This is a genomic window from Agromyces sp. Marseille-P2726 (assembly GCF_902809835.1).
In the GTDB taxonomy this organism is placed as follows: domain Bacteria; phylum Actinomycetota; class Actinomycetes; order Actinomycetales; family Microbacteriaceae; genus Agromyces.
Genome location: NZ_CADDWM010000012.1, coordinates 367,672 through 374,707, shown reverse-complemented (window position 1 = coordinate 374,707; position 7,036 = coordinate 367,672). Strand labels below are relative to the sequence as shown.

General features: G+C 70.2%; 7 protein-coding genes. 3 read left to right on the top strand and 4 right to left on the bottom strand.

All coding sequences use genetic code 11. The features are described from left to right. The coding region (locus tag HUS56_RS08030; protein ID WP_173922862.1) for a hypothetical protein at positions 1–341 on the bottom strand (341 nt) is incomplete at its 3' end. Between the two features lie 142 nt (positions 342–483). Here HUS56_RS08030 and ligD point away from each other — a divergent pair. Next, positions 484–1,728 carry a non-homologous end-joining DNA ligase gene (ligD, locus tag HUS56_RS08025; protein WP_173922861.1) on the top strand — a complete coding sequence of 415 codons (1,245 nt, stop codon included), beginning with the start codon at positions 484–486 and terminating at the stop codon, positions 1,726–1,728. Here the strand turns inward: ligD and HUS56_RS08020 are convergent. Together HUS56_RS08020 and HUS56_RS08015 are read right to left on the bottom strand one after the other, a co-directional pair. Beyond that, positions 1,713–2,147: a DUF2809 domain-containing protein gene (locus HUS56_RS08020; RefSeq protein WP_173922860.1), complete on the bottom strand. Its 435-nt coding sequence runs from the start codon at positions 2,145–2,147 to the stop codon at positions 1,713–1,715. The two genes, ligD and HUS56_RS08020, sit on opposite strands and share 16 nt — an antisense overlap. 8 nt (positions 2,148–2,155) lie before the next feature. Beyond that, a complete protein-coding gene (locus HUS56_RS08015; protein ID WP_173922897.1) occupies positions 2,156–3,973 on the bottom strand; it encodes a DEAD/DEAH box helicase in 1,818 nt (605 codons plus the stop codon). Positions 3,974–4,307: 334 nt separating this feature from the next. Here HUS56_RS08015 and HUS56_RS08010 point away from each other — a divergent pair, with 334 nt between their 5' ends. Together HUS56_RS08010 and folD are read left to right on the top strand one after the other, a co-directional pair. Next, positions 4,308–4,595, top strand: coding sequence for an iron-sulfur cluster biosynthesis family protein (locus HUS56_RS08010; protein ID WP_173922859.1), 288 nt, complete (start codon positions 4,308–4,310; stop codon positions 4,593–4,595). Between the two features lie 219 nt (positions 4,596–4,814). Continuing rightward, complete coding sequence (folD, locus tag HUS56_RS08005) at positions 4,815–5,675, top strand: bifunctional methylenetetrahydrofolate dehydrogenase/methenyltetrahydrofolate cyclohydrolase FolD (RefSeq protein WP_173922858.1); 861 nt, start codon at positions 4,815–4,817, stop codon at positions 5,673–5,675. 99 nt (positions 5,676–5,774) lie between these two features. Here the strand turns inward: folD and HUS56_RS08000 are convergent, their stop codons facing one another. Continuing rightward, positions 5,775–7,034 (bottom strand): ABC transporter substrate-binding protein, encoded by a 1,260-nt coding sequence (locus HUS56_RS08000; protein WP_254431346.1) that lies wholly within the window; start codon positions 7,032–7,034, stop codon positions 5,775–5,777. Between the last annotated feature and the right edge of the window lie 2 nt (positions 7,035–7,036).

Below are 7,036 nucleotides of genomic sequence, written 5' to 3'. Positions count from 1 at the left end.
ATCGGGGCCAGCGTGCCCGGGTACGCCGGCTCGGTCGAAGTCGGCCTCGACGTGCTCACCGCGGGCGCCGCGTCGTCGTGGTGCTGCGGCGGGGCCGACAGCTGCAGGAGCACCACCGTGCCTCCGATCAGCAGGAAGGACGCAACGGCCGCCGAGATGATGAACACGTGCAGTCGTCGCTCGTGGAGCCAGGCGCCCGCCGCCGCGACGCGAGGCTCGACGACAGCGATCGCCGGCGCGAGCGACGCACGCAGGCCCGACGACGGCGACGGCGACGGCGCCGCACGCCGTCCCCGAGACCGGTGGCGACTGCCGTCGTCATCGGACATCGTCGTGCTCACCTCGTCTCGCCTCCGATGCCTGACCCCGGTTCGAGGGTCAGCCGGGTCCGCTACGAGGATAGGCGGAGCGGATGCCTCGTGCATCGTCGGCGCCCTCGGTGCGACCGGCTTCCCGCGTAGACCCCGGGGTTATGGTGGGTTCGTGAGCCCGACGAAGAGCCCGGCCGAGGTCTTGGAGATCGACGGTCACGAGGTGCGCGTCTCGAACCCGGCGAAGGTGGTGTTCCCAGAGGCGGGTCTCACGAAGCTCGAGCTCATCAGGTACTACCTCGCCGTGGCCGATGGGGCGCTGCGCGGTGCCGGAGGGCGCCCCATGGTGCTGAAGCGCTTCGTGAAGGGCATCACGCAGGAGGCGTTCTTCCAGAAGCGGGTGCCCGAGAACCATCCCGACTTCATCGACACGGCGACGCTGCACTATGCGTCGGGAACGTCAGCCGAAGAGGCCGTGGTGCGGGATGCCGCGGGGCTGGCGTGGGTCGTGAACCTCGGATGCATCGACCTCAACCCGCATCCCGTGCGCGCCGAGGACCTCGACCACCCCGACGAGCTCCGCGTCGACCTCGACCCGATGCCCGGCGTGGACTGGAAGCAGATCGTCGACGTGGCGATGATCGCGCGAGAGGTGCTCGACGACCACGGGCTCGTCGGCTGGCCGAAGACCTCGGGTTCACGCGGCATGCACATCTTCGTGCGCATCGAGCCGCGGTGGGAGTACAAGGAGGTGCGCCTCGCGGCCGAAACGCTCGCTCGCGAGGTGGAGCGTCGTGCCCCGGGCCTCGCCACCGCTCGCTGGTGGAAGGAGGAGCGCGGCGAGAGCGTGTTCGTCGACTTCAACCAGAACGCGAAGGACCGCACCGTGGCATCCGCCTACTCGGTGCGGCCGCTTCCCGACGCGCGGGTGTCGACGCCGCTCGACTGGAGCGAGGTGCCGTTGTGCCGGCCCGAGCAGTTCACCGTTCGCACGGTGCTCGAGCGCTTCGCCGAACGCGGCGACGCGGCATCCGGCATCGACGACGCGGTCGGCAGCCTCGAGGGGCTCCTCGCCCTCGCCGAGGAGCTCGGGCCCGCCGAGAAGCCGCCGAAGTCATCCGACGGGTCGGGGCGGCGCACCTCGACGATGCCGCTCATCGAGGTCGCCAGGGCGAAGACCAAGCCCGAGGCGCTCGAGGGGCTGGAGCGGTGGAAGGCGAAGCACCCGAAGGTCGTCGCGAAGCTCGAGCCCGCCGACGTGCTCGTCGACGGCATGCGCGGATCGAGCTCGCTCTGGTACCGCATCCGCGTGAACCTGCAGCACGTGCCCGAGAAGGAGCGGCCCGCCCAGGCCGAGCTCGAGGTCGACTACGACCCATGGGCCGGCAAGACCTGGCCGGGTCAGGCGGTCGACTGAGCGGATGCCGCGCCCCGGCGCCCTGGGGCCAGGTGGCGAAGCACGAAGACGACGATCGCGCCGCCCGCGTACGCCACGATGTCGAACGGGTCGAACGCATTGCCGAACACGAGGTGCGCCAGTGGGAACACCTCGACGATGGCCGCCGCGACACCGGTCAGTTGCAGAAGCTCCATCGTCGTGGCGAAGCCGAATGCGATGGAGGCGATCACGAGGCTCGGCATGACCGGCCGGATCAGCATGACGAGCGCTCCCACGAGCACCACGTAGAGCACGCTCGCGAACGCGTCCACCCCGGGCGACCAGTCGAGGAGCTGGGTCCCGAGGCCGAGCGCGAGGCACGTGACGGCCGTGACGCCGGCCGTACGACGGATGCGCCGGGCAGCGGTCGCATGGGCGGTGGTCGGGCCCGAGTTCACGGCGGTGCTCAGTTCCGGTGCCGCGGCTTGCGATAGGGCTTGTCGGCGCGGTCGCCGGCCCGCCGCTCGGACCAGTCGCCCCGGTCTCTCCGCTCGCCGCGGTCGCCCCGCTCGCCGCGGTCTCCCCGATCGCCGCGGTCGCCCCGTCGACGCGGGCCGCCCGTGTCCAGGCGTAGTTCGATGAGCCGTCCGGAGATGCGCGTGTCGCTCAGCCGGTCGAGCACCTCGTCGGAGAGATCGGCCGGCAGTTCGACGAGCGAGAACTCGGGACGGATCTGGATCGCACCGAAGTCGTCGCGACTGAGGCCGCCCTCGTTGGCGAGGGCGCCGACGATCTGGCGCGGCTCGACCCGGTGACGTCGACCGACGGCGATGCGGTACGGAACCAACGGCTTCGACCCAGCGCGCGGACGACGTCCGGGGCGATCCGCGTCGCGCCCGCCCGCGCGCCGCTCCCCGCGCTCGCCTCGCTCGCGGTCGTCCCGCTCGAACCGCTCGCTGCGTCTTGGCCGCTCGGGCTCGGGCTCGAGCAGCAGCGGCGAGTCGCCCTGGGCGACGACGGCCAGCGCCGCGGCCACGTCGACCTCGGGCACGTCGTGGTGCCGCATGTAGTGGGCGATGATGTCGCGGAATCCCTCGATGCGGTCGGTCTGGTCGAGGGCAGCCGTGATGCGGTCGTCGAAGCGCGCCAGCCTGGTGACGTTCACGTCCTCGACGCTCGGCAGCTGCATCTGGGTGATCGGCTGCTTCGTCGCCTTCTCGATCCGGGCGAGGAGCCCGCGCTCGCGCGGCGTGACGAAGCTGATGGCGTCGCCCGTCCGTCCGGCGCGGCCCGTGCGCCCGATGCGGTGCACGTACGGCTCGCTGTCGGTCGGGATGTCGAAGTTCACCACGTGGCTGATGCGGTCGACGTCGAGGCCGCGGGCTGCGACATCCGTCGCCACCAGGATGTCGAGCTTGCCGGACTTCAGCTGGTTCACCGTGCGCTCACGCTGGGCCTGGGCGATGTCGCCGTTGATCGCCGCGGCCGAGTACCCGCGGGCGCGCAGCTTCTCGGCCAGCTCCTCGGTCACGTTCTTGGTGCGCACGAAGACGATCATGCCCTCGAAGTTCTCGACCTCGAGGATACGCGTGAGGGCGTCGACCTTCTGCGCGTACGACACCACGAGGTAACGCTGGGTGATGTTCGCCGACGTCTGCGTCTTCGTCTTGACCGTGATCTCCTCGGGGTCGCGGAGATACTGCTTCGAGATCCGGCGGATGGCGGCGGGCATCGTCGCGGAGAAGAGCGCCACCTGCTTGTCGTCGGGCGTGGATGCGAGGATCGTCTCGACATCCTCGGCGAAGCCCATCTTGAGCATCTCGTCGGCCTCGTCGAGCACGAGGTACTTCAGCTCCGACAGGTCGAGCGTGCCCCGGTCGAGGTGGTCCATGATGCGGCCCGGCGTTCCGACGACGATGTGCACGCCGCGCCGAAGGGCGGAGAGCTGCACCCCGTATCCCTGGCCGCCGTACACGGGCAGGATGTGCACGCCTCGCAGGTGCGACGCGTACCGCTCGAATGCCTCGCAGACCTGCAGGGCGAGCTCACGCGTCGGCGCGAGCACGAGCGCCTGGGGGGTCTTCTGCGCCACGTCGAGGCGCGCGAGGATCGGCAGGGCGAATGCCGCCGTCTTGCCGGTGCCCGTCTGCGCGAGGCCGACGACGTCACGCCCGGCGAGCAGCGTCGGGATGGTCGCCGCCTGGATCGCCGACGGCGTCTCGTAGCCGACGTCGTCGAGCGCCTTGAGCACCGGGCCGTCGAGGCCGAGGTCTGCGAATGTCATCGGGGCGGGCTCCTCGGGAGCCGCGGCCTCGACGAGGAGGTCTTCGGAAGTCACGCTTCAGGGTAGTCCGGCCGGCTGGGAGGAGTCAGGAGGCGGGCGGACGCGCGGCGTCGGGCGGGGGGCCGGAAGATCCACGCCGTGGTCGTCGGCACATGGCAGGGCGGGACGGCGCATCCACGCCGTGGTCGTCGGCACATGGCAGGGCGGGACGGCGCAGCCGAGGGTCGCCTAGTGTGCGGCATGGTTGCGTCGATCGCAAGGGGGTGGCGGGGCCGTCGGAGTCTCGGAAGGGTGGGCCCTTCGTGATCGCAGAGGAACCGAAGAGGAGGAGCGCATGCTCACACTGACCGACACCGCTGCCGTCGTGGTGAAGGAACTCGTTTCGCGCCGGCATGGGCCCGAGGCAAGCGGCCTCAGGATCGACACGAACGACGACGCGGGCAGGGAGTTCGCCGTCGCGATCGTTCCGACGCCCGACGAGCGGGACGCCGTCATCGAGCAGGACGGAGCCCGGGTGTACCTGGGCGAGAGAGCCGCCGTGACGCTCGACGACAAGACGCTCGACGCCGCCGTGTCGAACGACGGTCGCGTCTCGTTCGATCTCCTGCCGCAACAGGCTTGACCGGGAGCACTCCCGCCGGCGCCCTCGCTGGACCCTCGGGTCGCGGGGGCGCCGTCGCGTGATGACTGCAGTGACGGTGGGAGGATGCCTTCCGCCCATCGGAAATGTCCATAATTTTGTTGACATTTCGTGCGAGGATGTCGGTGCGAGGCGATGTCCTCGTGCACGACGACGCGGGAAGGCGGGATCGATGAGATTCCTGAGCGGGGACGAGGCACGATGAGCGCGAAGGTGATCGATGGCAAGGCGGTCGCCGCTCGGTTGAGCGAACAGCTGGCCGATGAGATCCGCGCGTTCACCGCCGCGTCGGGCAAGACCCCCGGCCTCGCCACGGTGCTCGTCGGCGACGACGGCGCGAGCGAGGTGTACGTCGCGAACAAGCGGAAGCGTGCCTCGGCGATCGGCATCGCCGACCACCACGTGCACCTCGACGGCGGATCGAGTGCCGACGAGATCGCCGCGACGATCTCCCGGCTCGCCGATGACGACGCGGTCTCCGGGATCCTCCTCCAGCTGCCCCTCCCCCACGGCCTCGACGCCGGCCCCCTCATCGACCTCATTCCGGCGAACAAGGACGTGGACGGCTTGACGACCCTCAGCGCCGGGCTGCTCGCGCGAGGCGAGCCCGGTCTCCGTCCGTGCACGCCGAGCGGGGTGATCGAACTGCTCGACGCTGCCGGCATCGAGATCGCCGGCACCCGCGCGGTCGTGGTCGGCCGATCCGCGCTCGTCGGAGCGCCGCTGGCGCAGCTCCTCACGCAACGCAACGCCACGGTCACCGTCGCGCACTCGCGCACGCGCGACCTCGCCGACGTCACGCGGTCGGCCGACCTGCTGGTGGCCGCAGCCGGACGGCCGGGGTTGATCACCGCCGACCACGTCCGACCCGGCGCTGCCGTCATCGACGTCGGGATCCACCGCACTCCCGAGGGACTGCGGGGCGATGTCGACGAAGCCGCCGTCGCCGAGGTCGCGGGCTGGATCACCCCGGTGCCGGGTGGCGTCGGACCGATGACGATCGCCATGCTCCTGCGCAACACGCTGCTCGCAGCGCGCCTGCAGCAGGGCGAAGCCATCTGATCGCTTCGCCGCCGACCTCGACGAGGCCGGCGCAACAGAACCGCCGCCCGGGCACGTGGCCCGGGCGGCGGTCTTCGTGTTGCGCGTCAGGCGCTGCGATCAGCCGAAGTTCTCGACCGTGTCATAGCCCTTCCCGTTGTACTTCTGCACCACGACCGTGGAGACCGCGGGGATCCCGTCGATGGTGGTGTCGATCTCGGCTCCGGGGAGCATGAACGGAGCGTCGAAGTCCGAGATGTTCAGGAGTGCATCCATGAAGCTCTCTCGCGTCGGCTCCTCCATGTTCTGGAATGCCTGCTCGAGCGTTGCGGCACCGATCCAGCTCCACACGCAGTGCGGGAAGCCGGGAATGCCGTCCTGGTTCGTGTACTCGCCGAGCGCGGCCATGAAGGCCTGGCCCTCCTCGCTCTCCTGGAACGCCGGGCTGGCCGCCGCTTCGGAGAACGCCACCGTGTAGATGCCGGGGAAGGCTGCGCCACCACCGGGCTCGAGGATCGCCGTCGGGCTGGACGTGTTCGACGGCAGGAACCAGCTCGGGTTCCAGCCCAGCTGCTGCGCCTTCTGCAGCGCGGAGATCACCAGCGGAGTGATCGACATGGCGTTGAAGAACACGTCGGCACCGCTCGCGGCGAGCTCGGTCAGCTGCCCGTCTACGCTGGTGTCCGTGGCCTCGTAGGTGAGCTCGCCGACGATCTCGATGTTGTCGGCTCCCTCGACGGCATTCTTGAAGCCCTCGACGTAGCCCTCGCCGTAGTCGTCGTTCTGCGAGAGGATGGCGACCTTGTGCTCCTCGCCGGAGTCGGCGAGCAGCTGACCGAACGCCTCACCCTCCTGCGGGTAGGTGGCGACGAGACCGAGCTGCCAGGGGCTCTCCTCGCGGTTGCTGAAGAGGGGATCGCCGGTCATGACCAGCACCTGGGGGATCTCCTCGTCGATGGCGGCATCGCGCCACGCCCGGTTCGTCGGCGTGCCGAGCCCGATGCCCGCGGCGAACACGCCCTCGGCGACCATCTGCTGGAAGTTCGCGAGCGCCTTCTGCGGGTCGTACGTGTCGTCGTACGCCTTGATCTCGACGGTGCGGGTCTTGCCGTCACCGAACTCGATACCGCCCTCGGCGTTCTTGGCGCCGAAGTAGGCGAGCGCACCGTCAACGGTGCAGTTGCCCGGGCCGGCCGTGGGCCCGGTGAGCGGACTGGTGATGCCGAAGGTGATGCTGTCGTCGGTGATCCCGGGGCTCGCCGCGGCCTCGCCGTCCTCTCCGGTGTTGGTGTCGCCCCCTCGAGTGCAGCCGGTGACGACGAGCGCGACGGCCGACGCCATGGCGGCGACTCCGATGACGCCCCTGTACCTCTTGCGCATGT

What these genes read in the sequence shown, in the direction of transcription:
- HUS56_RS08000 (WP_254431346.1), bottom strand. Translation starts at nt 7,034, where the DNA reads ATGCGCAAGAGGTACAGGGGCGTCATCGGAGTCGCCGCCATGGCGTCG.
- HUS56_RS08010 (WP_173922859.1), top strand. Translation starts at nt 4,308, where the DNA reads ATGCTCACACTGACCGACACCGCTGCCGTCGTGGTGAAGGAACTCGTT.
- folD (WP_173922858.1), top strand. Translation starts at nt 4,815, where the DNA reads ATGAGCGCGAAGGTGATCGATGGCAAGGCGGTCGCCGCTCGGTTGAGC.
- HUS56_RS08015 (WP_173922897.1), bottom strand. Translation starts at nt 3,973, where the DNA reads ATGACATTCGCAGACCTCGGCCTCGACGGCCCGGTGCTCAAGGCGCTC.